General features: G+C 62.8%; 25 protein-coding genes and 1 pseudogene. 16 read left to right on the plus strand and 10 right to left on the minus strand.

The annotated features are described in order from the left end of the window. Positions 1-90 precede the first annotated feature (90 nt). Positions 91-534, plus strand: coding sequence for a redox-sensitive transcriptional activator SoxR (gene soxR / locus HKK54_RS00105; protein WP_169385845.1), 444 nt, complete (start codon positions 91-93; stop codon positions 532-534). A 130-nt stretch (positions 535-664) separates the two neighbouring features. Here soxR and HKK54_RS00110 read toward each other — a convergent pair whose 3' ends face one another. The 3 genes from HKK54_RS00110 to HKK54_RS00120 are packed head-to-tail and all read right to left on the minus strand — an operon-like array spanning position 665 to position 3,364. Then, entirely contained in the window at positions 665-1,435 is a 771-nt protein-coding gene (locus HKK54_RS00110) for a MetQ/NlpA family ABC transporter substrate-binding protein (RefSeq protein ID WP_169385846.1), read from the minus strand. 36 nt (positions 1,436-1,471) lie between these two features. Next, positions 1,472-2,137: a methionine ABC transporter permease gene (locus tag HKK54_RS00115; protein ID WP_167665780.1), complete on the minus strand. Its 666-nt coding sequence runs from the start codon at positions 2,135-2,137 to the stop codon at positions 1,472-1,474. Positions 2,138-2,140: 3 nt separating this feature from the next. Beyond that, entirely contained in the window at positions 2,141-3,364 is a 1,224-nt protein-coding gene (locus HKK54_RS00120) for an SfnB family sulfur acquisition oxidoreductase (protein WP_169385847.1), read from the minus strand. Between the two features lie 236 nt (positions 3,365-3,600). Here HKK54_RS00120 and HKK54_RS00125 point away from each other — a divergent pair, with 236 nt between their 5' ends. The 4 genes from HKK54_RS00125 to HKK54_RS00140 all read left to right on the plus strand — a co-directional run bounded on the left by HKK54_RS00125 (position 3,601) and on the right by HKK54_RS00140 (position 7,582). Continuing rightward, on the plus strand, positions 3,601-4,062 hold the full coding sequence (locus HKK54_RS00125; protein ID WP_010166555.1) for a VOC family protein: 462 nt from the start codon (positions 3,601-3,603) through the stop codon (positions 4,060-4,062). Positions 4,063-4,300: 238 nt separating this feature from the next. Continuing rightward, positions 4,301-5,176 carry an alpha/beta fold hydrolase gene (locus HKK54_RS00130; RefSeq protein WP_010166553.1) on the plus strand — a complete coding sequence of 292 codons (876 nt, stop codon included), beginning with the start codon at positions 4,301-4,303 and terminating at the stop codon, positions 5,174-5,176. Positions 5,177-5,275: 99 nt separating this feature from the next. Then, positions 5,276-6,580 carry a C4-dicarboxylate transporter DctA gene (gene dctA / locus HKK54_RS00135; RefSeq protein WP_169385848.1) on the plus strand — a complete coding sequence of 435 codons (1,305 nt, stop codon included), beginning with the start codon at positions 5,276-5,278 and terminating at the stop codon, positions 6,578-6,580. An 87-nt stretch (positions 6,581-6,667) separates the two neighbouring features. After that, complete coding sequence (locus HKK54_RS00140; protein ID WP_201124923.1) at positions 6,668-7,582, plus strand: LysR substrate-binding domain-containing protein; 915 nt, start codon at positions 6,668-6,670, stop codon at positions 7,580-7,582. 878 nt (positions 7,583-8,460) lie between these two features. On the opposite strand, the gene leuD is transcribed toward HKK54_RS00140, so the two are convergent. Further along, positions 8,461-9,075 carry a 3-isopropylmalate dehydratase small subunit gene (leuD, locus tag HKK54_RS00145; protein WP_010166547.1) on the minus strand — a complete coding sequence of 205 codons (615 nt, stop codon included), beginning with the start codon at positions 9,073-9,075 and terminating at the stop codon, positions 8,461-8,463. Then, entirely contained in the window at positions 9,072-10,493 is a 1,422-nt protein-coding gene (leuC, locus tag HKK54_RS00150; protein ID WP_169385849.1) for a 3-isopropylmalate dehydratase large subunit, read from the minus strand. Before leuC ends, leuD begins: the two co-directional genes overlap by 4 nt. Before the next feature lie 251 nt (positions 10,494-10,744). On the opposite strand from leuC, the gene HKK54_RS00155 reads away from it, so the two are divergent. From HKK54_RS00155 to HKK54_RS00190, 8 genes and pseudogenes are all read left to right on the plus strand, one after another. Beyond that, entirely contained in the window at positions 10,745-11,947 is a 1,203-nt protein-coding gene (locus HKK54_RS00155; protein WP_169385850.1) for a PepSY-associated TM helix domain-containing protein, read from the plus strand. Then, positions 11,944-12,483, plus strand: coding sequence for a hypothetical protein (locus HKK54_RS00160; RefSeq protein WP_010166542.1), 540 nt, complete (start codon positions 11,944-11,946; stop codon positions 12,481-12,483). Before HKK54_RS00155 ends, HKK54_RS00160 begins: the two co-directional genes overlap by 4 nt. A gap of 24 nt (positions 12,484-12,507) precedes the next feature. After that, positions 12,508-12,809: pseudogene (locus HKK54_RS00165) on the plus strand (hypothetical protein). Further along, positions 12,806-13,363 (plus strand): DUF6162 family protein, encoded by a 558-nt coding sequence (locus tag HKK54_RS00170; RefSeq protein ID WP_169385851.1) that lies wholly within the window; start codon positions 12,806-12,808, stop codon positions 13,361-13,363. Before HKK54_RS00165 ends, HKK54_RS00170 begins: the two are co-directional and overlap by 4 nt. A 26-nt stretch (positions 13,364-13,389) precedes the next feature. Next, entirely contained in the window at positions 13,390-14,310 is a 921-nt protein-coding gene (locus tag HKK54_RS00175) for a metal ABC transporter substrate-binding protein (protein WP_029615742.1), read from the plus strand. Next, positions 14,307-15,053 (plus strand): metal ABC transporter ATP-binding protein, encoded by a 747-nt coding sequence (locus HKK54_RS00180; RefSeq protein ID WP_169385852.1) that lies wholly within the window; start codon positions 14,307-14,309, stop codon positions 15,051-15,053. Before HKK54_RS00175 ends, HKK54_RS00180 begins: the two co-directional genes overlap by 4 nt. Continuing rightward, entirely contained in the window at positions 15,050-15,949 is a 900-nt protein-coding gene (locus HKK54_RS00185) for a metal ABC transporter permease (protein ID WP_169385853.1), read from the plus strand. The genes HKK54_RS00180 and HKK54_RS00185 overlap by 4 nt, the downstream gene beginning before the upstream one ends. Beyond that, positions 15,949-16,896: a metal ABC transporter solute-binding protein, Zn/Mn family gene (locus HKK54_RS00190; protein ID WP_169385854.1), complete on the plus strand. Its 948-nt coding sequence runs from the start codon at positions 15,949-15,951 to the stop codon at positions 16,894-16,896. The genes HKK54_RS00185 and HKK54_RS00190 overlap by 1 nt, the downstream gene beginning before the upstream one ends. Before the next feature lie 159 nt (positions 16,897-17,055). Here HKK54_RS00190 and HKK54_RS00195 read toward each other — a convergent pair whose 3' ends face one another. The 5 genes from HKK54_RS00195 to HKK54_RS00215 form a co-directional block, all read right to left on the minus strand. Next, positions 17,056-17,280: an MbtH family protein gene (locus HKK54_RS00195; protein ID WP_169385855.1), complete on the minus strand. Its 225-nt coding sequence runs from the start codon at positions 17,278-17,280 to the stop codon at positions 17,056-17,058. 80 nt (positions 17,281-17,360) lie between these two features. Beyond that, positions 17,361-18,761, minus strand: coding sequence for an aspartate aminotransferase family protein (locus tag HKK54_RS00200; protein ID WP_169385856.1), 1,401 nt, complete (start codon positions 18,759-18,761; stop codon positions 17,361-17,363). A gap of 150 nt (positions 18,762-18,911) precedes the next feature. After that, positions 18,912-19,685 (minus strand): N-acetylmuramoyl-L-alanine amidase, encoded by a 774-nt coding sequence (locus HKK54_RS00205; RefSeq protein WP_169385857.1) that lies wholly within the window; start codon positions 19,683-19,685, stop codon positions 18,912-18,914. A gap of 122 nt (positions 19,686-19,807) precedes the next feature. After that, positions 19,808-21,127, minus strand: coding sequence for an ATP-binding protein (locus tag HKK54_RS00210; protein WP_010166521.1), 1,320 nt, complete (start codon positions 21,125-21,127; stop codon positions 19,808-19,810). Beyond that, the gene (locus HKK54_RS00215) at positions 21,127-21,807 is read right to left on the minus strand and encodes a response regulator (RefSeq protein WP_003209011.1); all 681 of its coding nucleotides are present in this window, start codon (positions 21,805-21,807) and stop codon (positions 21,127-21,129) included. The genes HKK54_RS00210 and HKK54_RS00215 overlap by 1 nt, the downstream gene beginning before the upstream one ends. Positions 21,808-21,982: 175 nt before the next feature. Here HKK54_RS00215 and dsbD point away from each other — a divergent pair, with 175 nt between their 5' ends. Genes dsbD through dsbG form a run of 3 tightly spaced genes read left to right on the plus strand, consistent with a single transcriptional unit; the run spans position 21,983 to position 25,319 of the window. Next, positions 21,983-23,713 carry a protein-disulfide reductase DsbD gene (dsbD, locus tag HKK54_RS00220; protein WP_169385858.1) on the plus strand — a complete coding sequence of 577 codons (1,731 nt, stop codon included), beginning with the start codon at positions 21,983-21,985 and terminating at the stop codon, positions 23,711-23,713. Beyond that, positions 23,713-24,582 carry a TlpA disulfide reductase family protein gene (locus tag HKK54_RS00225; RefSeq protein WP_010166513.1) on the plus strand — a complete coding sequence of 290 codons (870 nt, stop codon included), beginning with the start codon at positions 23,713-23,715 and terminating at the stop codon, positions 24,580-24,582. Before dsbD ends, HKK54_RS00225 begins: the two co-directional genes overlap by 1 nt. Next, the gene (dsbG, locus tag HKK54_RS00230; RefSeq protein WP_169385859.1) at positions 24,558-25,319 is read left to right on the plus strand and encodes a thiol:disulfide interchange protein DsbG; all 762 of its coding nucleotides are present in this window, start codon (positions 24,558-24,560) and stop codon (positions 25,317-25,319) included. Before HKK54_RS00225 ends, dsbG begins: the two co-directional genes overlap by 25 nt. Positions 25,320-25,358: the final 39 nt, after the last annotated feature.

Genomic DNA, 25,358 nt, shown 5'->3' on the forward strand with positions numbered 1-25,358 from the left:
GAACATTTCCCTCTCACTGTAGGCACAATCTTGCGATTCGATGCCACGCAGGGTAAAACCTCTAGTTAAGTCAAGGTCAAGGGCTTTTTCATGGTCACCAAAGAACTCACCGTCGGCCAGTTGGCGGCCCGCAGCGGCGTGGCGGTCACCGCGCTGCACTTCTATGAAACCAAGGGGTTGATCAAGAGCAACCGCAACGCCGGCAATCAACGACGCTACCCGCGGGACGTGTTGCGCCGGGTGGTGGTGATCAAGATTGCCCAGCGTTTGGGCATCCCCCTGGCGACGATCCATGAGGCGCTGCAAACCTTGCCCGATGGCCGCACGCCAACGGCTGCCGACTGGGAACGCCTGTCTGCGCTGTGGCGTGAGGATTTGGACCAGCGCATCGACAAGCTGATGCTGCTGCGGGACAAACTCAGTGGCTGCATTGGCTGCGGGTGTTTGTCGCTGGAGGCGTGCCCGCTGCGTAATCACGACGACGTGCTGGGTGAGCGCGGGCCTGGGGCACAACTCTTGGAGCCGTCCACATAATGGCGAGGTAAAACTCGATCAATGTGGGAGCGGGCTTGCTCGCGAAAGCGGGGTGTCAGTCGCCAGATGCAGTGGCTGACCCGCCGCCTTCGCGAGCAATCCCGCTCCCACATTTCGATCTCCATCGAGCTTAGAAACCCGGGGCTATCTGGCCCTTGTAGCGGGTCAGGATGAACTGGCGCACTTCATCGGAGTTCAACGCCTTGGCCAGTTTCTGGATGCCCGGGTCGTTGATGTTGTCCGGGCGCGCTACCAGGTACTCGACGTACAGGCTCTTGCCCTTCTCGACGATCAACGCGCTGTTGGTGTCGATCCCGGCTTCCAGGGCGTAGTTGGCGAACACGAACGCCAGGTCCACCTGGCTCATTGAACGCGCGAGCAACGCACCTTCCAGCTCACGAATTTTCAGGTGCTTGGGGTTCTCGACGATGTCCCGTGGGGTGGCCAGGGTGTTGCTCGGGTCCTTGAGCTTGATCAGGCCGGCTTCGTCCAGCAGCACCAAGGCGCGGCCGGTGTTGACCGGGTCGTTGGGGATCGACACCGTGGCGCCGTCTTTCAACTCGGAGATATTTTTGATCTTGGTCGAATAAGCGCCGAACGGCTCGATGTGCACACCTACCACCGGCACCAGATTGGTGTGCCGGGTCTTGTTGTAGTCATCCAGGAATGGCCGGTACTGGTAGTAGTTGGCGTCGATGTTCTTCAGCGCCAGTTGCTGGTTGGGCTGGATGAAATCAGTGAAGACCTTGATCTGCAGGTCCACGCCTTCCTTGGCCAGCACGGGTTTGACGAACTCCAGAATCTCGGCATGAGGCACCGGTGTGGCACCCACCACCAACGTCTCGTTGGCGACGGCATTCAGGGAGAAGACAGCAGCCAAAATGGCCAGGGATTTTTTCATGATTGCTCCAAAAGCAGTCGTTCTAGGAATAGGTTTTTAACGGCGGCTGTAACGCGCCACCAAGCGGTCGCCGGTCATTTGCAGGGCCTGCACCAGCACCAACAGCAGCAACACGGTGACCACCATCACGTCGGTCTGGAAACGCTGATAGCCGTAGCGGATGGCCAGGTCGCCCAGGCCACCGCCGCCAATCACCCCGGCCATGGCGGTGTAGTCCACCAGCACAATCGCGGTGACGGTGACCGCCGCCAGTAGCCCGCCCCGGGCTTCCGGCAACAGCGTGTGGCGGATCACCTGCCAGGTGCTGGCGCCCATGGACTGGGTGGCCTCCACCACGCCACGGTCGACTTCACGCAAGGCGGTTTCCACCAGCCGCGCGAAGAACGGCGTACAGCCCACCACCAACGGCGGAATCGTGCCGGGCACGCCCAATGAGGTGCCCACCAGCAAGGTGGTCACCGGGATCAGCACAATCAGCAGGATGATGAACGGCAGCGAACGCAGCACGTTCACCACCACCGACAACGCCCGGTACACCACCAGGGTTTCGTGTAACTGGCGTTTGCCGGTGAGGAACAACACCACCCCCAGCGGCAACCCCAGCAGCACGGTAAAACCCAGGGCCGCAGTGAGCATGCTCAGGGTTTCCAGGCACGCTTGGCCGATGTCGGCCCAATAGATGTTTTTAAACAGCTCGGCCATGGTTCAAGACCAGTCGTGACGCGGGGGCTTCGCGCCGTTGAGCAACCAGTTGCCCACCACGTGGTACTTCCACCGCACCGGGTCATGCAGGGTATGCACCCGGGCATTGCGCCAGTGCCGGTCGAAGTTGTGCTTCTTCAAGGTGGACCGGGTGCCGCCGAGTTCGAAGAGTTTGTTGCTGGCGTCGATGGCGATTTCGGTGGTCAGCACCTTGGCCCGGGCAACGGCCAGTGAGGCATGGGCGACGCTGTCTTCATCGGGTGCCGGGCGCGCGGCGTCGAGGGCTTTTCCGGCCCGTTCCAGCAAGGCTTCCGCCGCTTCCAGGCGAATATCCAACGCACCGACCTGGATAATGGTCAGCGGGTCTTCGCTGGCTTTTTCCACCCCGGCATCGATCCATGGGCGGGCGAATTGCTGGACGAACTGCACCGTGTCACGCAGCGCGGCACGGGCGATGCCGGCGTCGATGGCGGCGGTGGTCAGTTGAGCGAATGGTCCGGCCAGGGTCGGTGAATCGTAGGAGCGATGGGTAGGAAACAGGTTGAACGCCGGCACCTTCAGGTCTTCGGCCAACACCGTACCGCTGGACGTGGTGCGCTGACCCATGCTGTCCCAGTCATCGACCACCACCAGGCCTTCAGTGCCCCGCGGCACGAACGCCAGTTGCGCATTTTGCTGTTCATCCAGCGCCAGCACCGCCAGCCAGTGGGCGTACAGCGAACCGGTGCAATAACCCTTGCGGCCGTTGATCACATAGCCGTCGCCTTGCCGACGGATGGTCGCCTGGATGTCCTGGACGTTCTTGCCGCCGGTTTCCGACAGCGCGTTGGCAAACCGATGCCCCTCCAGCGCCAGGCCAAAAAAGTACGCCTGCTGTTCAGGCGTGCCTTGCAGGCGGATGTCTTCCAGCAGGCAGTAATGGTTCTGAGGAATTTGCCCCAGCGACGGGTCGGCCGCCGAGATAATCGCAATCACCTGGGCCAGCACCGCGTAGGACACCTGGGCACCGCCAAACTCGCGGGGCACGCTGATGCCCCACAGGCCGCTATTGGAATACAGGTCGACCACGTCCGCCGGCACTTGGCGGGTGCGGTCGCGTTCGGCGTCTTGTTCCAGCAATACGGCGGCGACTTGGTGGGCAACGGCCAGGGCCTGGGCCTCGTCGCGGATCAGCTCGGCGTGAGGTGAGTGAATCGGGTAATCGGCAGATACAGGCAGTACAGACATACAACGCTCTCGGGCGAATGATTTACCTGAGGCATTGCAGCTTCTGTGCCTGAGGCACCGGGCCTTCAAACACAAGGGTTTGCGCCCGATGTACACGCGGCAGACCGCCCACGGCGCAGCAAACTGCCGGTTTGCTGTTGCCTGGGCAACACCTCGTCGGCTGCCCGCAGGCCACGGCGCACGTGGCCTATAGTGAAAAAGCCGTCCCTCCATAACCACAATCTGAGGAGAACGAAATGAGCGTTAAACCTATTCCCGAGGGCTATCACAGCATCACGCCGTACCTGGGCATCGACAAAGCCGCTGAAGCCATCGAGTTCTACAAACAAGCCTTTGGCGCCACCGAAGTCATGCGCCTGGACATGCCCGACGGCAAGGTCGGCCATGCCGAACTGCGCATTGGTGATTCACCGATCATGATGGCCTCGCCCTGCGGCGAAATGTCGTTCGGCAGCCCGGGCAAGGAACACCCCAGTGTGTGCCTGCATCTCTACGTGCAAGACGTCGACCAACAGTTCGCCCGGGCGATCAAGGCCGGCGGCACGGCGATTTCAGAGCCCAAGGATCAGTTTTACGGCGACCGTTCCGGGACGCTGAAAGACCCGTTCGGGCACGTGTGGTTCCTGGCCACCCGCAAGGAGGATTTGACCGAGGCACAGGTTCGCCAGCGTGCCGAGGCGTTGTTCAAGCAAGGATGAAGTCGCCTGGGCGACACAACCCAACTGTGGGAGCTGGCTTGCCTGCGATGGCATCACCTCGGTGCGACTGATACACCGAGTTGCCTGCATCGCAGGCAAGCCAGCTCCCACAGTTGACCTGCACTGCCTGAAGGATCGGGCTTCAACACACTTCATGAACAACCCCTCCACGTTTTCCCCCTTGCCCCAGGCGCCGTGTGATTTCAGGATGCAGGCAATCATCACAAGGAGTCATTCCATGTTCGCCGGATTCCAAAAAGACCAGCGCCACGTCAACGGTGTGGACATCAGCTACCGCAAAGGCGGCGCGGGTCCCGGCCTGCTCCTGCTGCACGGGCACCCGCAGACCCACGTCATCTGGCACAAAGTCGCCGAACAACTGGCCGAACACTTCACGGTGGTCGCCGCCGACCTGCGCGGTTACGGCGACAGCAGCAAACCCGCCGCCGATGAGCATCACATCCACTACTCCAAGCGCGAAATGGCCCGCGACGGCGTCGAGTTGATGAAGGCCCTGGGGTTTGATGAGTTCTCGGTGCTGGCCCACGACCGTGGCGCCCGCGTCGCCCATCGCCTGGCCCTGGACCACCCCAAGGCCGTGCAACGCATGGTGCTGCTGGACATCGCACCGACGCTTTCGATGTACGCCCAGACCGACGAGGCCTTTGCCCGCGCCTACTGGCACTGGTTCTTCCTGATCCGCCCGGCGCCGTTGCCGGAAAGCCTGATCGAAAGCAACCCCGAGCTGTACCTGCGCAGCGTCATGGGCAGCCGCAGTGCCGGGCTCAAGCCGTTCACCGATGAAGCCTTCGCCGAATACCTGCGCTGCCTGAAACTGCCCGGCACCGCCACCGGCATCTGCGAAGACTACCGTGCCGCCGCCGGCATCGACCTTGAGCACGACCGCGCCGATATCGACAACGGCAACCACCTGAACCTGCCGTTGCTGGTGATGTGGGGCGCCGAGGGTACCGTCGGGCGCTGTTTCGAACCCCTCAAGGAATGGCAAAAAGTAGCCACCGACGTACGGGGCAAGGCCTTGCCGGCCGGCCACTACATCGCAGAAGAAGCCCCGGAGCTGTTGCTCGGCGAAGTCCTGACCTTCCTTCGCTGAGCCTTTAGTCAACCGCTGATCTGATCGATCCCGCCCCGCAGGCTTGAAAAGGCCTGCGACGGGATCTGCTTGCCCAAAAAACGTCTCGAGATAATAAAAATGACAATCAGAAAACTGCTGGGAACCCTGTATGTGCAGGTGATCATCGCCATTGTGCTGGGCGTGTTGATCGGCAACCACTGGCCCCAGGTGGGCATTGACCTGAAGCCCTTGGGCGACGGTTTTATCAAGCTGATCAAGATGATCATCGGCCCGATCATCTTCTGCACCGTGGTCTCCGGCATCACAAGCATGCACGACGTGAAGCAAGTGGGACGCGTGGGCGGCAAGGCGCTGCTGTATTTCGAGATTGTCTCCAGCATCGCCCTGGTGATCGGCATCCTCGCCGCGCACCTGCTGCACCCGGGCGTGGGGTTCAACATTGATGTGAAGACCCTCGACAGCTCGGCCATCGCCGGTTTTGTCGGCCAGGCCGAACACGGCGAAGGCGTCACCGGGTTCCTGATGCACGTGATCCCGACCACCTTCTTCGACGCCTTCTCCAAGGGCGAAATCCTGCCGGTGCTGTTTGTGTCAGTGCTGTTTGGCCTCGGGCTGGTGATGATCGGCGAGAAGGGACGGCCCTTGGTAGGCGTGATCAACCAGGCCAGCGAAGTGTTTTTCCGTATCGTCGGAATGATCAGTCGCGTCGCGCCGATCGGTGCGTTCGGCGCGATCGCTTTCACCATCGGCAAATACGGCCTGGGTTCGCTGCTGCCGCTGCTGAAGCTGGTGGGCACGTTCTACGTCACCGCGTTTTTCTTCGTGGCGGTGGTGCTGGGCAGCATTGCCCGCTATGTCGGCTTCAGCGTCTTCAAGCTGCTGACGTACATCAAGGCCGAACTGTTGATCGTGCTGGGCACCAGTTCCTCCGAATCGGCCTTGCCGCAACTGATCCAGAAACTCGAAAGCCTCGGCGCCTCCAAAGGGGTAGTGGGCATCGTGGTGCCCACCGGCTACACCTTCAACCTGGACGGCACCAACATCTATATGACCCTGGCGGTGCTGTTCCTGGCCCAGGCCACCAATATCGACCTGACACTGGAGCAACAATTGACCCTGCTGGCGGTGGCGATGCTCACCTCCAAAGGTGCCGGTGCAGTGGTGGGCGCAGGCTTCGTCGCGCTGGCCGCCAGCCTGGCGGTGGTGCCGACGGTGCCGGTGGCGGCGATGGTGCTGATCCTGGGTGTCGACCGCTTCATGGCCGAGTGCCGTTCGCTGACCAATATCATCGGCAATGCCGTGGCCGCCCTGGTGGTGGCTGCCTGGGAAGGCGAACTGGACCGCGAGAAAATGGCGCCTATCGCCCTCAAGCATGGCCGTCATGCGCGGGCTGCTGCGCAGGCGAAGATCGCCGCTGAGTAGACCTTAAGTACCAATCCCCTGTGGTGAGGGAGCTCCCTCGCCACACCGGTGCTATTCTGGCGGCTCATGCCGCCACGCCTGTTTCTGATGACTAACAAGAAAGATACCGTGCCCCTACCTGAAGACCTGCGGGTATTCCTGACCGTGATCCGCAAGGCCGGCTTTGCTGCGGCTGCCGATGAGCTGGGCTTGTCCCCGGCCTACGTCAGCAAGCGTATCCAGATTCTCGAAACCACCCTTGCCACCCGCCTGCTGCACCGTACCAGCCGCCGTATCGCCCTGACCGAAGACGGTGAGCGCGTGCAGCGCTGGGCCGTGCGTATTCTCGAAGACTTCCAGCAACTGTCCGATGAGCTTTCCGACGCCCACGACAGCCCCCGTGGCCATCTGCATTTGTGCAGCAGCTTCGGTTTCGGCCGCAACCATGTGGCGCCGGCTCTGTCGTTGCTGGCTGAGCAATACCCGGACCTGGAGATTCGCCTGGACCTGTTTGACCGGGTGGTGGATATCGTCAGCGAGGGTTTTGACCTGGAGATCCGCGTGGGCGACGACATTCCCGGGCAACACATCGGCCGCCGGCTGGTGAGCAACCGCCGGGTGTTGTGTGCAGCACCCGCCTACCTCGAACGCCGAGGCACGCCGCAGCACTTGAGCGACCTGGAGCAACACGACTGCCTGGTGCTCAAGGAGCGCGACAACGCCTTTGGCATCTGGCACCTGGAACGCGATGGCGTGCAGGACAGCGTGCGCGTGCGTGGGCCGCTGTCGTCCAACAATGGCGAGATCGTTTTGCAATGGGCACTTGATGGGCGCGGGGTGTTGTTGCGGTCGATGTGGGATGTGAAGCCGCTGCTGGAGCAAGGGAAACTGGTGCAGGTGCTGCACGACTACACCCAGAGTGCCAACGTGTGGGCGGTGTATCCGACGCGGTTGGCGTACTCCGGGAAGTTGCGGGCGTGTGTGGAGTTTTTGCAGGAGCACTTCAAGGGGTTGTCGATTTGACGGCCCAGGTCTTGGGTACATATCCGTTTCTTCGGTGATGGCTGGTATTGGTTCCGCTCTTACAGCGGCTCACTTTTGAACAGCGCAAAAGTAAGCAAAACGCTCTTGCCCCACCACTCGGCACCTCGCTCAGGCTCGGTGTGCCCTCTCTCCGGTACTACTGCGCGGGCCGCCGCGACGGGGCGTCCCTGCCCCGTCGCGGCTAAATCGGCGTCCTGCCGGTTTACCCGCTCCGTACTACCTGCGTTCGGCCAGCGTGGTTTAACGGGGCGACTAAGATCAAGATCAAAAGCAGATCAACAGCACAGCGGCCTACAGGCCGGCTTGAGTGGTGTGAAGCAAAGGCAAGATCAAAATCTAAAGCGAGCACGATCCACTGTAGGAGCTGGCTTGCCGGCGATGGCATCAACTGGGTGTACCTGAAAAACCGAGGTGTCTGCATCGCAGGCAAGCCAGCTCCCACAGAAAAGCAGAGCTGCATCAGTTTCAGATTTGGCTTTCGCTTTGGCTTTTGATCTGGCTTCTACCACTCAAGCCGGCCTGTAGGCCGCTGTGCTGTAGATTTTGATCTTGATCTGGCCCTGACTGCCCCAATAAGCCCGAGGCCGAACGCAGGGATTGAGGAGCGGGTAAACCGGCAGGACGCCGGTTTAGCCGCGACGGGGCAGGGACGCCCCGTCGCGGCGGCCCGCGGAGCAATGCCGGAGTGAGGGAACACCGAGCCTTAGCGAGGTGCCGACAGGCGGGGCAGAGCGCTTTGGTTACTTTGCCGCTTTTGCAAAGTGACCCGCTGTAAGAGCGGACCCCTAAGCCGCCGTTACCTAAATAACGGATATGCCCCCCACATTCACCGCACTCAAACTGCAACAACAACCCTATCACCCCAACCAAGGATTGGCCGCCAGATGTTCACGCTCAAACGCCCTGATCTGCTCACTGCGCTGCAACGTAGTACCGATGGCATCCAACCCCAGCAACAACGCAGTCTTGCGCAACGTATCAATCTGGAACGAAATCACCCGCCCGTCCGCCAAAAGAATCTCCTGCGCCTCAAGGTCCACACTGATCTGCGCCTGTTCAGGCTGACTGACGGTCTGCCCCAACCGCTGCAACACCGCCTCGTCCAGCGTAATCAACAACACCCCGTTACGCTGACAGTTGTCATAAAAAATCCCGGCAAAACTGCTGCCGATCAGCGCCCGAATGCCCATCTGCTTCAAGCCCCACACCGCATGTTCCCGGCTGGAACCACAACCGAAGTTCGGCCCCACCACCATAAAGCTCGCACCCTGCCAGGCCGGCTGGTTCAGCACGAATTGCGGGTTGGCCTCGCCCGACGGCAAGAAACGCAAATCAAAGAACAACCCGCGATCCAGCCCATTGCGATCGATGCCCTTGAGAAACTGCTTGGGCATGATCACGTCAGTGTCGATATTGGCCGCCAGCATCGGCGCGGCCTTGCCGGTGATGCGAGTGAAGGGTTGCAGGCTCATGTGCGGTCTCCAAAGTGGCGAATATCGGTCAACCGGCCAGTGATGGCAGCGGCGGCAACCATGGCCGGGCTCATCAGGTGGGTGCGTGCCCCCGCGCCCTGGCGGCCTTCGAAGTTGCGGTTAGTGCTGGAGGCGCAGCGGTCGCCCGGCTCCAGCACATCATCGTTCATCGCCAGGCACATCGAGCAGCCGGACTGGCGCCATTCAAACCCGGCGTCGATAAAGATCGCAGCGAGGCCTTCGGCTTCGGCCTGGTCGCGCACTTCGGTGGAGCCCGGCACGATCATCGCCCGCACGTGGTCCGCCACGTGCTTGCCGCGTACCACGCTGGCGGCGTCCCGCAGGTCTTCGATGCGGGCGTTGGTGCAGGAACCGATAAACGCATGGCTGATGACGATCTCGCTCAGCGGCATGCCGGCTTCCAGGCCCATGTAGTTCAGGGCCCGGCGCATGTCCTGGCGCAGGATCAGGTCGCTGACGTCTTGCGGGTCGGGCACGCGGGCGCCGATGGGCGCGGCCTGGTCGGGACTGGTGCCCCAGGTGACCATCGGCTCCAGGGCCGTGGCGTCCAGGTGCACTTCAAGGTCGAACACCGCCTCGGCATCCGAGTGCAACTCGCGCCAGCCTGCAAGGGCGCGGTCCCACAGTTCGCCCTTCGGCGCGCGGGGTTTGCCCTTGAGGTAGGCGAAGACTTTTTCATCCGGCGCCATGAAGGCACCGCGTGCGCCCGCCTCCACCGCCATGTTGCAGATGGTCATGCGGGCCTCGACGCTCAAGGCATCGATGGTCGATCCACGAAACTCAATGGCGTAGCCGGTGGCACCCGAGGCGCCGATCTTGCCGATCAGCGCCATGATCACGTCCTTGGAGGTCAGGCCGTGGGCCAATGCACCGTCCACGGTCACGCGCATGCTCTTCAGGCGTTTGTAGACCAGGGTTTGGGAGGCCAGCAAATGCTCGATTTCCGAGGTGCCGATGCCAAAGCCGAATGCGCCCAGTGCGCCATAGGTGGTGGTGTGGCTGTCGCCAGCGGCAATCACCATGCCCGGCAGGATAAAGCCCTGCTCCGGGGCGATCACGTGTTCGATGCCCTGGCGCTTGTCGAGGATGTCCAGCAGTTCAATCCCGAAGTCCCGGCAGTTTTCCGCCAGGTACGACACTTGCCGCGCGCCGCCCGCATCCGGCATGGCCGCAATGCGCTTGGGCGTGGTGGGGTTCACATGGTCGACCACCGCCAGCGCCGTGCCGGGGCGCCACACGCCACGGCCTGCCTCGCGCAGGCCGCTGAAGGCCTGGGGGCTGGTGTATTCGTTGATCACCTGGCGGTCGATGTACAGCAGCACATGGCCCTGGTCATCCAGGCGGCACACCGTGTGGGAATCGATGTGTTTGTCGTAGAGGGTTCTGGCAGAAGTCATTAGGGGGCTCGCTCAACGGTATGACCCCATCATAGGCAGCGCCCCCGCCCCATCAATCCCGCCTTGGTGATGACTCGGAACATGTTTCGTGTTGCATGAATGAGTATCTGAAACATTTACTTTCATATCTGCCTTAGGGTTTTGCGTTTCTCATCCGTCTTAACTTAGATACAGCCGCTCGCGTCAGCAAAAGCTACGGGTGGCGTTTTCCGGGCCTTTACTGCCCCCCTCCGATCAAGACCCTCATTCACATGTCGAAGAAGTCACGCTCAAAACTCTGGTTTCTCGTGCACAGCTGGCTGGCATTGCCCATCTGGTTCTTTGTGCTGATCGTCTGCGTCACCGGCACCCTGGCGGTGGTCAGCCAGGAGATCGTCTGGCTGGCCAACCCGGACATCCGCGCCAGCAAGCCGTCGGACGATGCCGAGCTGCTCAGCTACGAGCAAGTCATTGCCGCCATGAACCGCGCCGAACCCCAGACCATCGTCAAATCCCTGAGCCGTCCCGACGAATCACATTTCGCCCTGACGTCGAACGTCGCCTATCCCGACGGGCGAACCGTGGAAGTGTTCGTCAACCCTTACACAGGGGTGATACAGGGGATCGCCCCGGCGTTCGACTTCCAACAATTCACCCGCGCCCTGCACGGCTGGTGGCTGGTGCCGTTCACCAACGGTTTCAGTTGGGGCTGGTACCTGGTCTCGTTGCTGGGTTTGCCGCTGCTGGCCTCGCTGGTGACGGGGCTGGTGGTCTACAAACGTTTCTGGAAGGGCTTCTTCAAGCCAACCCTGCGCTTTAAGCACGGCGCGCGAATCTTCTGGGGCGACTTTCACCGGCTGAGCGGTATCTGGTCGATCTGGTTTATTGCGGTCATCTCCATTACCGGCACCTGGTTTCTTATCCAGGCGATTCTCTTCGACAACCAGATATCGATCTCCAGTGAGCCGATTGTCCCGGTGATCACCCGAGACAAAGTGCCCTTGTCCAGCACCGGGGAGCGGACACCGATGATCCCGCTGGACGATGCAATCGATATCGCCACCCAGCGCATTCCAGGCCTGGAAGCCAGTTTCGTCAGCCTGCCAGCGACGGCCTACAGCCACTTGATGATTGGTGGACGCGGCTGGTACCCGCTGATGTACCAAACGGCGCAAATCAACCCCTACAACGGTGAAATCGCCGCCTCGCACCTGCTGTCCGACCGCTCCGGGCTGGAGTTCGTCACCGAATCCATGCGCCCTCTGCACACCGGGGATTTTGGCGGACTGTGGATCAAGATGATCTGGTTCTTCTTCGGCCTGGTACTGAGCATGATGGTCTTGAGCGGCCTGCTGATCTGGACCAAACGCACCGCCCTGGCCACCCTCAATGCCCTGAAACGCGAAGCCAAGGCGTCCCGTCAACCGGTGCAAATCCAGGCCTTGCAGGCTGAAACCACGGAGGGTAACCGATGAACAAGGCTACGACCGTTCAACCGCCCTCGCCCCTGCGGGCCTTTTGGCTCAAGTGGCGCTTCCACATCAATATCCTGCTGATCCTGGTGCCCTTGGGCTTCATGCCCAAGTACTTTGCCGACGCCGCGTTGTTTCGCGGTGACAGCGGCCTGGGTGAACGGGAGATCGGCGAAGTGCAAGTCGGCCCGTGGAGCGTAAAGCTTGCCGAATTGCGTAACGAGGGCCCGCGCCCCGACCCGGCTGGCCCGATGAAATCCTTCAACGCCGCCCTGTGCGCGACCTGCGTCGACCAGGTCAAGGCGACTTACCTGCGCATCGGCAAGCCCCGCAGCCTGCGGGCCGCCGGAGTGATCTTCTTCGGCACACCGTATCGCATGGGCGCCATGCTGCCGATCCCCGAACGTACCCCGCTGGACGCCGAAGTGTGGATCACCATGGAAGGCTGGGACGGCGTCATGCACCAGGCCTCCATTCCCTTGAGCCAGGCATCGCCGGCCACCATCGACTGGCTGAAAAAACGAGGAGTAAAACCATGACTTTGCCGCAACTGGCACGCACCGTTGGCGTGCTGATCCTCAGCGCCGGCTTCAGTACCGTTGCCCTCGCCCACAACCCGATGTGCGAATGCAAGGAAATCGCCGGTGAGCAGATCCAGTGCACCGGCGGTTTCTCCGATGGCAGCGGCGCCCCCGGCGTGACGCTCGACGTGATCGGCTATGACGAAACCATCCTGGTGCCCGGCAAGCTGGGTGAAGACTCGACGCTGACCTTCAAGAAACCGTCCGCCGAGTTCTACGTGTTGTTTGATGCCGGCCCCGGCCACGTGGTGGAAATCGACCAAGCGGATATCCAGCCCCAATGAGCACGACTCACGTTGTTCGCCCGGCCGGTGCCGGGCACGAAACCCTGTACGTCCTGCTGCTGTGCCTGATCATCCTCGCCGTCGCCGGCACCGTGGTGGCCTTGCGCGGTGAACGCCAGGAGATCGCCGCCGTGCCCAGCCACCAACTGGACGCCCGCCGCGACCTCAGCGCCGCCGAGCAAGGCATCTACGCTGACCTGCGGGTGACCCTGGATGAAATCCACTTGCTGCAGGAAGAACACAGCGCCCTGCCGACACCCGGGCAACTGGCCGAAGAGGGCTTTGCGCCCTTCGCCCAGGACGCCAGCTCGGTGAGCCGTGGCGACCACCGCTGGCAGTTGCTGGACACCGCCTACCTGGGCCTGAGCCAGACCCCGGCCCTCAGCGGTTCACTGCTGATGCGCATCAGTGGCGCCGAGCCGGATATCTGGCTCAACCGCAGCGCCAACCTCAAGCCTCCCACCGACCTCACTGACCAGGCGCTGATCAGCGCGGGCTGGCAGCAAGTGGTCGCGCAGTTCGATGCCGGTGTCACCCGCCAGCATCGTCATTGAATTCACGCTGTAGCCGAGAGAAGACCATGTCTATTTCATCGCCCTTATTACGCCTGGTGCTCGCAGGCTTGTTCAGTTTGCTGCTGGCGCCCATGGCCAGTGCCGACGCTGCCAAACGCCTGCGCATCGGTATCACCCTGCACCCGTATTACAGCTACGTCGCCAACATCGTGGGTGACAAAGCCGAGGTGGTGCCGCTGATTCCGGCCGGCTTCAACCCTCACGCCTACGAGCCCCGCGCCGAAGACATCAAGCGCATCGGCACCCTGGATGTGATCGTGCTCAATGGCGTCGGCCATGACGATTTCGCCGACCGCATGATCGCCACCAGCGAGCGCCCGGACATCCCGGTGATCGAAGCGAACGCCAACGTGCCGCTGCTGGCCGCCACCGGCAACGCGGCGCGCGGTGCCGGCAAAGTGGTCAACCCGCACACCTTCCTGTCCATCAGCGCCTCGATTGCCCAGGTGAATAACATCGCCCGGGAACTGGGCAAGCTCGACCCGGACAACGCCAAGACCTACACCCAGAACGCGCGCGCCTACGGCAAACGCCTGCGCCAGATGCGCGCCGACGCCCTGGCCAAACTCACCAGCGCGCCCAATCCGGACCTGCGGGTAGCCACGGTGCACGCGGCTTATGACTACCTGCTGCGGGAGTTCGGCCTGGAAGTCACCGCCGTGGTAGAGCCCGCCCACGGCATCGAGCCGAGCCCCAGCCAGCTGAAGAAAACCATCGACCAGTTGCGGGAACTGGACGTGAAAGTGATCTTCTCGGAGATGGATTTCCCGTCCAGTTACGTCGACACCATCCAGCGTGAGTCGGGCGTGAAGCTGTACCCGCTGTCGCACATTTCCTATGGCGACTACAGCGCTGAAAAGTACGAAGTGGAAATGACCGGCAACCTCAACACCGTAGTACGGGCGATTCAGGAGTCCGGGGCATGACGGCAGCGGAACATTTGAAGGTGGCCAGTGTTGGCCCGACCCTCGACTTCAATAATGTGGCGCTGACCCTGGGCCGCACAGTGATCCTCGATGCGGTGAGCTTCCAGGTCCAGCCCGGCAGCATCCATGCACTGGTCGGCCCCAACGGCGGCGGCAAAAGCTCGTTGATCAAGACCCTGCTGGGGCAAACGCCGCACCAGGGCCAGTTGAGCCTGCACTGGCCCGAAGGGCCGGGCACCATCGGCTACGTGCCCCAGGCGCTGGAGTTCGACCGGGGCTTGCCGATGACCGTGGACGACTTCATGGCTGCCATGTGCCAGCGGCGTCCGGCGTTTCTCGGGCTGTCCAAACATTACGCCGCCGCGATTGGCGAAGCACTCGAACGGGTCGGCATGCAGGACAAACGCAAACGGCGCATGGGCGCCTTGTCGGGGGGTGAACGCCAGCGGGTGCTGCTGGCCCAGGGCTTGATCCCGGCGCCGCAATTGCTGGTGCTGGACGAACCGATGTCGGCGCTGGACGAAGCCGGCATCCAGGTGTTCGAACGGCTGCTGAACGACTGGCGCCAGGCCGGGATCACCGTGCTGTGGATCGAACACGACCTGGAAGCCGTTGGCCGTTTGGCTGACCGTGTTACCGGCCTGAACCGCCGCGTGCTGTTCGATGCCACGCCCAAGGAGGCGCTGACCCCGGACCGTCTGCTGACCCTGTTCTCCACCCATCCACGGAGCCCGGCCTTATGAGCTACGAAGCCTTTCGCTTGATGGTCCAGGGCTGGGCGTCCTCCGGGTATCTGCCGGAAGCGCTGGCCTATGGGTTTGTGGTCAACGCACTGCTCGCCGGGCTGTTGATCGGCCCGGTGCTGGGCGGCCTGGGCACCCTGGTGGTGGTCAAGCGCTTTGCGTTCTTTTCCGAAGCCGTGGGCCATGCCGCGCTGACCGGCGTGGCCGTGGGCATTCTGCTGGGAGAGCCCTACACCGGGCCTTACGGCAGCCTGTTCGGCTACTGCCTGCTGTTCGGCATCCTGCTCAACTACCTGCGTAACCGCACGGGGCTTGCGCCGGACACGCTGATCGGGGTGTTCCTGTCGGTGTCCCTGGCCCTGGGCGCGAGCCTGCTGCTGATTCTGGCGGGCAAGATCAACGTGCACATCCTCGAAAACGTGCTGTTCGGCTCGGTACTGACGGTGAACGGCAATGACCTGCTGGTGCTGGCGATTGTCGGCTCGCTGGTGATGGCCCTGGCGTTGCCGCTGTACAACCGCATCATGCTCGCCAGCTTCAACCCGCAATTGGCGGCAGTGCGCGGGGTGGCGGTCAAAACCCTGGACTATCTGTTTGTGATCCTGGTGACGTTGATCACCGTCGCAGCGGTCAAGGTCATCGGCGCGATCCTGGTAGGCGCGTTGCTGGTGATTCCGGCGGCCGCCGCACGCCTGTTGAGCCAGTCGCTCAAAGGCTTCTTCTGGATCTCGGTGCTGATCGCCACGGTCAGCACCCTGTGCGGGATCCTGCTGCCGATCCTCTTCGACCTGCCGATTCCGTCCGGTGCCGCGATCATTCTGGTAGCCGGTATCGCCTTCGCCCTCGCCGCCGTTGCCCGCGGCACGGTCCCCAGCCTGAAAGGGAATCTTGGATAATGCGCCCGATTTTTCGACCACTGCTTCTGGCCCTGGCAATCGCCACACCGGCGTTCGCCGCCGACGGCGTCAAGCCGTTGCAAACCACCGCCAACCCAGGCGTCGGCCATGCGGCCCTGAACAAGGCCAAGGCCGCAACGCCGGTGAAAGTCCTTGCCGCCCTGCCGATCACCTATGGCCTGGCGCAGGTACTGCTCAAAGGTACCGACGTGCAGCTTGAGCGCGCAGCACCGGCCAACCTGCCCGGCTCGCGGCAAGTCGCGTATTTCACCGGGCGCGGCGCGCAAGCCCTGAATACGCTGGCGCTCGACGCCGATGCGGCCATCGGCCTGCGCTCGTTATGGCCCGACGACCCGCTGTACCCGGTGGCCCGGCGCAGCAATATCCGCATCGTCGAAATCGACGCCGCCCGCCCGGTAGACGGCGGTTTGCCGGGGATTGCCGTACAGCCAGGCTCCACCGATGGCCTGAACAGCCAGCCGTGGCAGGCCAGCAACAACATGGGCCGCATGGCCGACGTGATGGCCGCCGACCTGAGCCGCCTGGCCCCCGAGGCCAAGCCGCAGATCGAAGCCAACCTGGCCGCCCTCAAGCAACGCCTGCTCAAGCTCACCGCCGACAGCGAGGCACGCCTGGCCAAGGCCGACAACCTGACGGTGGTCAGCCTGAGTGATCACTTTGGTTATCTGGTGAGCGGGTTGAACCTGGAGCTGGTCAGCACCGATCCACGGGCGGATACCGAGTGGACACCCGAGGCGTTGCAGCAATTGAGCGAAGGCTTGAAAGAGAATGAGGTGGCCGTGGTGCTGCATCACCGCACGCCAAGCGAGGCGGTACAGGCGGCAGTCACGGCTGGCGGGGCGAAGTTGCTGGTGCTGGGCACCGATGGCGCCGACCCGGTGGCGGAGCTTGAGGGCAATGTGGATCAGGTGATCAAGGCGTTGTAACCCTGATTCCTACAGGTAAAACACAATAAGTGTGGAAGCGGGCTTGGTGAGGGGCTGCTTCGCAGCCCAGCGCGGGGCAAGCCCGCTCACCACAGCAAGCCCGCTCACCACAGCAGGCCCGCTCCCACATTGGGTCCTATGTGATGCCCGAGACCTGGATCAGCCGGCCAGCGCCTGGCTGTCCATCTTCTGGCGCAGGCTCAGCGGGCGCATGTCGGTCCACACCTCTTCGATGTAGGCCAGGCACTCTTTCTTCATCCCGCTCTTGCCCACGGTGCGCCAGCCTTGCGGCACAGCCTTGTAGTCGGGCCAGATGGAATATTGTTCTTCATGGTTGACCACTACCTGAAACAGGATGTCTTCGCGGTCGAATACTGAGGTCATTGCTGTTCTCCGTCGGTGTAAGGCTGGCTGCGCACCACGCACAGCTGATGTAAGAAGGAACGTGCCAGCCCGGTAAAAAATTAGAGGCTGGCGACGGCTGCCGCCAGGGCGCGACCGAAGATCTCGGCCACCCGGTCGATTTCTGCGGCGGTAATCACCAACGGCGGCAGGAAACGCACAACGCTGCCGTGTCGCCCGCCCAGTTCAAGAATCAGCCCGCGTTTGAGGCATTCACGCTGCACCAGCGGCGCCAGTTGGCGATGCACCGGTGGATGGCCCTGGGTGTCGGGCGTGCCGGCGGAGTCCACCAACTCCACACCGAGCATCAGCCCGCGGCCACGAATGTCCCCCAACTGCGGGAAGTCGCGCTGCAGGATGCGCAGGTGTTCGCCGAGGCGCTCGCCCATGGCCGCTGCGTGGGCGGGAATGTCGTGGTCCTTGAGGTAGCGCATCACCGCTGAACCCGCGGCCATGGCCATCTGATTGCCACGGAAGGTCCCGGCATGGGCACCCGGCAACCAGGTGTCGAGCCAGTCGCGATACACCACTACCGCCAGCGGCAGGCTGCCGCCAATGGCCTTGGACAGCACCACCACGTCCGGAACGATGCCGGCGTGTTCGAAAGCAAACATCTTGCCGGTACGGCCGAAGCCGCTCTGGATTTCGTCGACAATCAACGCCACGCCAGCCTGTTCGGTAATGCGGCGCAGGCCGCGCAGCCAGTCAAGATCGGCCGGGATCACACCGCCCTCGCCTTGCACCACCTCGACGATCACCGCCGCCGGCAGCAATACACCGGCCTCGGGGTCGTTGAGCAGGTTTTCCAGGTAGTGCAGGTTGACCTTCACCCCTTCCGCCCCGCCCAGCCCGAACGGGCAACGATAGTCGTAAGGGAATGGCAGGAATTGCACGCCATTGCCGAGCAGCGCGCCCAAGGGTTTCTTCGGCCCCAGGCTGCCCATCAGGCTCAGCGCGCCCTGGCTCATGCCGTGATAACCGCCCTGGAACGACAACACCGTGCTGCGCCCGGTGGCGGTGCGCACCAGTTTCAGCGCGGCTTCCACCGCGTCGGTGCCGGTAGGGCCGCAAAACTGAATCTTGGCTTCCCGCGCCAGCGCCGGCGGCAGCAGGCCGAACAGGTCCTGCACGAACTGGTCCTTGACCGGCGTAGTCAGGTCCAGGGTGTGCAACGGCAATTCATCGCTCAGCACCTGGCGAATCGCCTCGATCACCACCGGGTGGTTGTGCCCCAGCGCCAGGGTACCGGCACCGGCCAGGCAATCGATAAAGCTGCGGCCTTCGACGTCCTCGACATAAATCCCGCGCGCCCGCTTGAGCGCCAGGGGAATGCGCCGCGGATAGCTGCGGGCATTGGACTCCTGCTGGCGCTGGCGGGCCAGCAACGGGGTTTCGTCGAACTGGTAGAGCGTTTCCGCAGGGACCGCCTGGGTCTCTTCAATACGGCTGGTAGCGACTGACATCTCTAGATCCCTCAATACGCTGATGATGGTGACCACACTGCCAACCCGTTGGCGTCTGGCCCAAGAGCAGCGCACGGATTTCCTGTTCTGGAAACGCATCAGCGCGGGGAGGATTTACACCTGTGGTCGTTAAAAACCGCTTTAGCGGTTTTACCCGGCAACCCCGGTGTATTTTTCATTCAACGCATACAGGATGGCGCAGGTCTGCGCATCCAGCCGCCCGCTGTAGTCACAGGGACGAAAATGCATCTGGAACGCGCGGACACGTTGCTGAAAACCCAGGCGATTTTTTGCCGGGGCATAACCGTAGCGCTGAAACGCCCGTTCGACCTCAACCTCTGGCGGCAGGCTGATGTCGAACCGGCGTTGAAAGGCCATCTTGGCCACGTCCTCATACCAGGCACCCACGCCCGCCTCGAACAGGCAGCGCCACGGCAAACGCGGCCCCGGGTCGCTCTTGCGCCAATAGGCAATGTCCGAATGCCCGAGAATGTCGGTGGGGCCGATCGCCGGGTACCGTCCCTGGATGTCACGGATCAGGTCGATCAACACGTCGATCTGCTCTGCACCATACGCAGGGAAGGTAAACACACCGGCGTCGTCCCGGGCCTGGTTGACGATTTCAATGCCAATGGAGCGGCTGTTGAGGTTGTCGCGCCCGGCCCAATGGCTGGCGCCCGCATGCCACGCGCGATGGGCTTCATCCACCAGGCGAAACACCCGCAGCTCCTGATAACCCGCTGCGCGGTAACCAGGGTCATGGGGATCGGCCAACAAGTAATGCGAACTGACGCCGCCACAGGTCAGCGTCTTGAGTGACGGCGCAAAGGCCGAGGCGGTGTAATGCACAATCACCTGGCGCACGGCTTCGCCGTCACGGCCGTTAAAGTCTGTTGCGGAGTGAGTGGAATCGATGACCAACATGGAAGCTGTCCTTTTCAACACAGGCCGAGTCATTCAGCCCGTTCAAACACAAAAAAATTACCGCCATCCTGAAGCGTTGCGCTTGAGGATGGCGGTACCTATTTGTGCCGAGAAAAGAAGGTTCAGCGACGCAGCGGCATGCCCAGGTCGACCCGCAGGCCATCGGCCTGGCTGTCGAATTTCAGCGAGCACGAGCAGCGCTGCACGATCGCCTGGACAATCGCCAGCCCCAAGCCGCAACCGGGGCTGTTGCCATTGCGCCAGAAGCGCTGGGTCAGGTGTTGCAGGTCTTCGCTGGAGATCGGTGCGCCGTGGTCACGTACACGGAACACCACGTTATCGCCCGCACTGGACACACTCAGCTCCACCCGGGTATCGGCCGGCGTGTGGCGCAGGGCGTTATCCAGCAGGTTGCGCAAGGCGGCGACGGCCAGGCCCACCGGCATTTCCACCGGTTTTTCGGAAAGGTCGTCCGCCAGGATCAGGTCAATACGCTGATTGTCGCCGCCATTGGCATCCTGGATCGCCAGTTGTGCCACCTGCTCGGCGCTCGATTGCAGGCCGTCGTCGAACGACAGGCTGCCCTCGACCCGCGCCAGCAGCAGCAACTGCTCCAGGGTACGGTGCAAGCGGTCGGCACCTTCCTCGGCGTGGGCCAGGGACTGGTCACGGGCGGCGCCTTCGGTCATGCGCGCCACTTGCAGGTGGGTCTTGATCGCAGTCAACGGGCTGCGCAGTTCGTGGGCGGCGTCGCCGGTCAGGCGGCGTTCGCGCTCGATGGTCTTGGCGATGCGCTGCAGCAACTGGTTCTGGGTGTCGAGCAGCGGCTTGAGTTCGCTGGGCAGCGGGCTGATCTGCAAGGGTTCGAGGGAGTCGGCACTGCGGCGCATCAAGGCGTCACGCATGCGGTTGAGCGGCAACAGGCTTTGGCCAATCCCCAGCCACAGCAGGCACAGGCAGCCCAACAGCGCCACGCCCACCGGCACCGACGCCGCCAATAGGATCGACAGGTTCAGCGCTTCACGCTCCACTTGCCGGTCGGCAGTGGTGATAAACAAATCGCCACGGGACAGGGTGAAGCTGCGCCACCCCACACCATCAATCATCTGGTCGCGAAAGCCGCTCTTGCGCGACTCCAGGCCCTGGTCCGGCGTGGTGTGACTGCGGGCGAGCACCACGCCACGCAAGGAACTGACCTGGCACGCCATGCCACCCGGCACATTCAATTGCTCAGCGCTGAAATGCGCGCCCTCGCCCGTGCTGGACAGGCCCGGCATCTGCTCCATCAGCCCGGCCACCATGCGTGCCGAGGCCACCAGGCGCTGGTCCAGGGAAAACATCATCTGATTGCGCAGGTCGTTGAGCATCCACGCGGCGGCCAGTGCCCAGATCAGCACGAAGGCCGCGCCGAGCTTGAAGGTCAGCCGCAGGCGCAGGCTCATCACGAAGCGTCCTCTCCACCGTCAGCCGGGCCGAGGCGATAGCCCAGGCCACGCACGGTTTCAACGATGCCGTTGCCGAGTTTGCGCCGCAGGTGGTGGATGTGCACGTTGAGGGCGTTGCTTTCCAGTTCGTCATTCAGGCCGTAGACGCTGTCCTTGAGCTGCTCGCTGGACAGCACCCGGCCACGGTTTTGCAGCAGGGCCTGCAACAGCGCCTGCTCGCGACGGGAAAGGTCCACCGACTCGCCACCCAGCAGGGTTTCGCGGCTGCTGGGGTTGTAGGTCAGGCGCCCGTGTTCGATCAGGTTGACGCTGCGCCCGGCCACCCGACGCAACAGGGTGTGCAGGCGCGCGGCCAGTTCCCGCAGGTCGAAGGGTTTGAGCAGGTAATCGTCGGCACCGGCCTGCAGGCCGTCAACCCGGTTGGTCACCGAGTCCCGCGCCGTGAGGATCAGCACCGGAATCTCCAGGCCCTGGCTGCGCAATTGCTGCAGCAACTTCAAGCCGTCTTCATCCGGCAGGCCGAGGTCGAGTACCATCACGTCGAATTCCGCCACCTTGAGCATCGCCCGGGCAGCCGCAGCCGTGCCGACGCGCTCGACCGTCAGGCCCTGGGCGCTGAGCCCGGCAACAATGCCGCTGGCGATCAGTTCGTCGTCTTCACAAACCAGTACGTGCATGGTGAACCCTTTGCAAAATGTGAGGCTGATTTAAAAGGCGCTGGATTAAGCGTGCATTATGCCGCCAACGCCAAGAATCCCGGATAATCCCTTCTTTCTAGGATAGCCCGGTTAATCATCGGTTAATCAACGCCACACATTGTGTGTCCCACTTGCTTCGAACTAAGGCTTGATCATGCGGCATCTGTTTATCTTTCTGCTGGTGTTGTTTGCTGGATTTGCCCAGGCCGCGCCTGGCAGCAATCCTTTCGAGACCAAACCCGACTTCCTCCCGGTAGGCAAAGCCTTCACCTTTACCTCCGAACGTCTGGCCTCCGGCGAAACCCAGTTGTTCTGGCAGATTGCCGACGGTTATTACCTGTACCAGCAGCGCATGAAATTCGACGGCCTGGCCGAAAAGCCGGCGTTGCCCCAGGGCGAAGCCCATAGCGACGAATTCTTCGGCGAGCAGCAGGTTTATCGCCAGGGCCTGGAAGTGAAGATTCCTGCCGGCGCCACCGGCCAGGTCAAGGTCGGCTGGCAGGGCTGCGCCGATGCCGGCCTGTGCTACCCGCCGCAATCGATCACTGTGGACCTTGGGGGCAACCCCGCCGTCGCCGCCACCGGCCAGGCCCAGGACCAAAGCCTGGCCAGCGGCCTGCAACAGCGCAGCCTGGGCTGGAGCCTGCTGGTGTTCTTCGGCCTGGGCCTGCTGCTGGCCTTTGCCCCGTGCTCCTTGCCGATGCTGCCGATCCTCGCCGGCCTTGTGGTCGGCAGCGGCGCCAGTCCACGCCGCGGCTTTGCCCTGGCCGCCAGCTACGTGGTGTGCATGGCGCTGGTGTATGCCGCCCTCGGCGTATTGGCCGCACTGCTCGGCGGTAACCTGGCCGCCCTGCTGCAAACCCCGTGGATCCTCGGCAGTTTCGCCGCGTTGTTTGTGATCCTGGCCTTGCCGATGTTCGGCTTCTTTGAACTGCAACTGCCGGCCTTCCTGCGGGACCGCCTGGATAACGTCAGCCGCAACCAAAGCGGCGGCAGCCTGGTAGGTGCCGGCGTGCTCGGCGCCTTGTCCGGCCTGCTGGTAGGCCCCTGTATGACCGCCCCCCTGGCCGGCGCCTTGCTCTACATCGCCCAAAGCGGCAACGCCCTGCACGGTGGCCTGATCCTGTTTGCCATGGGCATCGGCATCGGCGTGCCGCTGTTGCTGCTGGTGACCGTAGGCAACCGCTTCCTGCCAAAGCCCGGTACCTGGATGAATATCCTCAAGGGCATCTTCGGCTTCCTGTTCCTTGCCACCGCCGTGTTGATGATTCGCCCGGTAGTCGGCGAAACCCTGTGGCTCGGCTTGTGGGGTGTGCTGGCGCTGGTCATGGCCTATTGCGGCTGGCGCCTGGCCCGGGATTTCGGGCGCACCGCCATGCTGTTCGGTGCCGGCTCGCTGGTACTGGGCCTTTGGGGCAGCGTACTGGTGATCGGCGCGGCCGGCGGCAGCGACGACCTGTGGCAACCGTTGAAGGTCTACAGCGGCTCGCGGGTAGCCGGAGCCTCCACCGCCCACGAAGCCTTCATGACCATCAACGACCCGGCTGTGCTGCAAGCCCAGCTCGACAGCGCCAAAGCGCAGGGCCAATGGGTGCTGGTGGACTACTACGCCGACTGGTGCGTGTCGTGCAAGATCATGGAGAAACAGGTATTCGGCAAACCCGAAGTACTGAACGCCCTCAAGGACGTACGCCTGTTGCGCCTCGACGTGACCGCCGACAACGCCGCCAGCCGCGAGCTGCTGGGCCGCTACAAAGTCCCGGGGCCGCCGAGCTTTGTCTGGATAGGCCCTGACGGTGAAGAGCGCCGCGCCCAGCGCATCACCGGCGAAGTCGACGCCGCCGCTTTCTTGCAACGCTGGACCCAAGCCAGGGACACCCTCTGATGCTGACACTGACCATCGGCACGTTCGCCATCGCCCTGAATCACTTGCTCCTGATCACGGCGTTGATCCTCGCCACCCTGGTGGGCTGGCGGGTGGCCAAGCGCGGCGGCGAGAACCCGGAGTCAGTGCTGTTCACCCTGTTCTTGCTGGGCATGCTCGCCGCGCGCGTCAGCTTCGTACTGATGTACTGGACGTACTACCAGAATGACCCGCTGCAAATCGTCGACCTGCGCGACGGCGGTTTTCTCGCCTGGCCCGGCGTCATCGCGCTGATCGTCGGCACCCTGATCTACGGCTGGCGCCGCCCGCTATTGCGCAAGCCACTGGGCGCCGGTGTGATCACCGGCCTGGCGTTCTGGGCCTTGACCAGCCTGTCCCTGACCCTCTACGAAAAAGGCACCCAACTGCCGGACATCGCCCTGCGCAACGCCAATGGCGAAACCGTGCAACTGGCCGACTACAAGGGCGGCCCGCTGGTGATCAATCTGTGGGCCACCTGGTGCCCGCCATGCCGGCGTGAAATGCCGGTACTGGAAAGCGCCCAGCGCCAACGCCCGGACGTGACCTTCCTGTTCGTCAACCAGGCCGAAAGCATGCAAAGCGTCGCCACTTACCTGGCGACCCAGGGCCTGAACCTGGACAACGTGCTGTTTGACGCCAGCGGCCGCCTCGGCCAGGCGGTTGGCTCCATGGCCTTGCCCACCACCCTCTTCTATCAACCGGACGGTCGCCTGATCAACAGCCACCTGGGCGAACTCTCACAGGCGAGCCTGGCCCGCGCCATGGAGCGCTTCGAACCGATCAACGCCAAACCGGCCCTGCCGGCCACCACAAGGAATTCGCCATGCTCCGCCTCCGCCACCTGCTGACCCTGTTGCCCCTGACCCTGGCCGCCAGCCTGGTCCACGCCGAGGACTGGCCAGCGCCGATCAAGAACATCGAGGCCAAGGGCGCCAAGATCATCGGCAAATTCGATGCCCCCAGCGGCCTCACGGGTTATGCGGCGCAATACCAGAACCGCGGCATGGCGCTGTACCTGACCGCAGACGGCAAAAGCGTGATCGCCGGCAACCTGTACGATGCTGATGGCAACGACCTGAGCACCGCGCCCCTGGAAAAACTGGTGTATGCACCCATGGCCAAGGAAGTCTGGGCCAAGATGGAACACAGCAACTGGATCCAGGACGGCAACAAGGATGCGCCACGCGTCGTTTACCTGTTCAGCGATCCGAACTGTCCGTACTGCAACATGTTCTGGGAACAGGCGCGGCCGTGGGTGAAGGCAGGCAAGGTGCAGTTGCGGCACATCATGGTGGGGATTATTCGTGAGGACAGCCCGGGCAAGTCGGCGGCGCTGTTTGCAGCCAAGGATCCCCAGCAGGCGCTGGAAGCCCATGAGTCGGCCGGTAAAGGCAGCAAATTGCAGGCGCTGGAAAAGATCCCGGCGGATATCCAGGCCAAGCTCGATTCGAACATGAAGCTGATGGATGAGCTGGAGCTGTCGGCGACGCCGGCGATTTTCTATCTGGATGACAAGGGTGGTTTGCAGCAACAGCAAGGGGCACCGTCGCCGGATAAGTTGGTGAAGATTCTGGGGCCGAAATAGTCCACTGACACAATCGTCAGCAATCGAACACTCCTACCC

The organism is Pseudomonas sp. ADAK13 (assembly GCF_012935715.1).
GTDB lineage: Bacteria > Pseudomonadota > Gammaproteobacteria > Pseudomonadales > Pseudomonadaceae > Aquipseudomonas.

What these genes read in the sequence shown, in the direction of transcription:
- soxR (WP_169385845.1), top strand. Translation starts at nt 91, where the DNA reads ATGGTCACCAAAGAACTCACCGTCGGCCAGTTGGCGGCCCGCAGCGGC.
- HKK54_RS00110 (WP_169385846.1), bottom strand. Translation starts at nt 1,435, where the DNA reads ATGAAAAAATCCCTGGCCATTTTGGCTGCTGTCTTCTCCCTGAATGCC.
- HKK54_RS00115 (WP_167665780.1), bottom strand. Translation starts at nt 2,137, where the DNA reads ATGGCCGAGCTGTTTAAAAACATCTATTGGGCCGACATCGGCCAAGCG.
- HKK54_RS00120 (WP_169385847.1), bottom strand. Translation starts at nt 3,364, where the DNA reads ATGTCTGTACTGCCTGTATCTGCCGATTACCCGATTCACTCACCTCAC.
- HKK54_RS00125 (WP_010166555.1), top strand. Translation starts at nt 3,601, where the DNA reads ATGAGCGTTAAACCTATTCCCGAGGGCTATCACAGCATCACGCCGTAC.
- HKK54_RS00130 (WP_010166553.1), top strand. Translation starts at nt 4,301, where the DNA reads ATGTTCGCCGGATTCCAAAAAGACCAGCGCCACGTCAACGGTGTGGAC.
- dctA (WP_169385848.1), top strand. Translation starts at nt 5,276, where the DNA reads ATGACAATCAGAAAACTGCTGGGAACCCTGTATGTGCAGGTGATCATC.
- HKK54_RS00140 (WP_201124923.1), top strand. Translation starts at nt 6,668, where the DNA reads ATGACTAACAAGAAAGATACCGTGCCCCTACCTGAAGACCTGCGGGTA.
- leuD (WP_010166547.1), bottom strand. Translation starts at nt 9,075, where the DNA reads ATGAGCCTGCAACCCTTCACTCGCATCACCGGCAAGGCCGCGCCGATG.
- leuC (WP_169385849.1), bottom strand. Translation starts at nt 10,493, where the DNA reads ATGACTTCTGCCAGAACCCTCTACGACAAACACATCGATTCCCACACG.
- HKK54_RS00155 (WP_169385850.1), top strand. Translation starts at nt 10,745, where the DNA reads ATGTCGAAGAAGTCACGCTCAAAACTCTGGTTTCTCGTGCACAGCTGG.
- HKK54_RS00160 (WP_010166542.1), top strand. Translation starts at nt 11,944, where the DNA reads ATGAACAAGGCTACGACCGTTCAACCGCCCTCGCCCCTGCGGGCCTTT.
- HKK54_RS00170 (WP_169385851.1), top strand. Translation starts at nt 12,806, where the DNA reads ATGAGCACGACTCACGTTGTTCGCCCGGCCGGTGCCGGGCACGAAACC.
- HKK54_RS00175 (WP_029615742.1), top strand. Translation starts at nt 13,390, where the DNA reads ATGTCTATTTCATCGCCCTTATTACGCCTGGTGCTCGCAGGCTTGTTC.
- HKK54_RS00180 (WP_169385852.1), top strand. Translation starts at nt 14,307, where the DNA reads ATGACGGCAGCGGAACATTTGAAGGTGGCCAGTGTTGGCCCGACCCTC.
- HKK54_RS00185 (WP_169385853.1), top strand. Translation starts at nt 15,050, where the DNA reads ATGAGCTACGAAGCCTTTCGCTTGATGGTCCAGGGCTGGGCGTCCTCC.
- HKK54_RS00190 (WP_169385854.1), top strand. Translation starts at nt 15,949, where the DNA reads ATGCGCCCGATTTTTCGACCACTGCTTCTGGCCCTGGCAATCGCCACA.
- HKK54_RS00195 (WP_169385855.1), bottom strand. Translation starts at nt 17,280, where the DNA reads ATGACCTCAGTATTCGACCGCGAAGACATCCTGTTTCAGGTAGTGGTC.
- HKK54_RS00200 (WP_169385856.1), bottom strand. Translation starts at nt 18,761, where the DNA reads ATGTCAGTCGCTACCAGCCGTATTGAAGAGACCCAGGCGGTCCCTGCG.
- HKK54_RS00205 (WP_169385857.1), bottom strand. Translation starts at nt 19,685, where the DNA reads ATGTTGGTCATCGATTCCACTCACTCCGCAACAGACTTTAACGGCCGT.
- HKK54_RS00210 (WP_010166521.1), bottom strand. Translation starts at nt 21,127, where the DNA reads ATGAGCCTGCGCCTGCGGCTGACCTTCAAGCTCGGCGCGGCCTTCGTG.
- HKK54_RS00215 (WP_003209011.1), bottom strand. Translation starts at nt 21,807, where the DNA reads ATGCACGTACTGGTTTGTGAAGACGACGAACTGATCGCCAGCGGCATT.
- dsbD (WP_169385858.1), top strand. Translation starts at nt 21,983, where the DNA reads ATGCGGCATCTGTTTATCTTTCTGCTGGTGTTGTTTGCTGGATTTGCC.
- HKK54_RS00225 (WP_010166513.1), top strand. Translation starts at nt 23,713, where the DNA reads ATGCTGACACTGACCATCGGCACGTTCGCCATCGCCCTGAATCACTTG.
- dsbG (WP_169385859.1), top strand. Translation starts at nt 24,558, where the DNA reads ATGCTCCGCCTCCGCCACCTGCTGACCCTGTTGCCCCTGACCCTGGCC.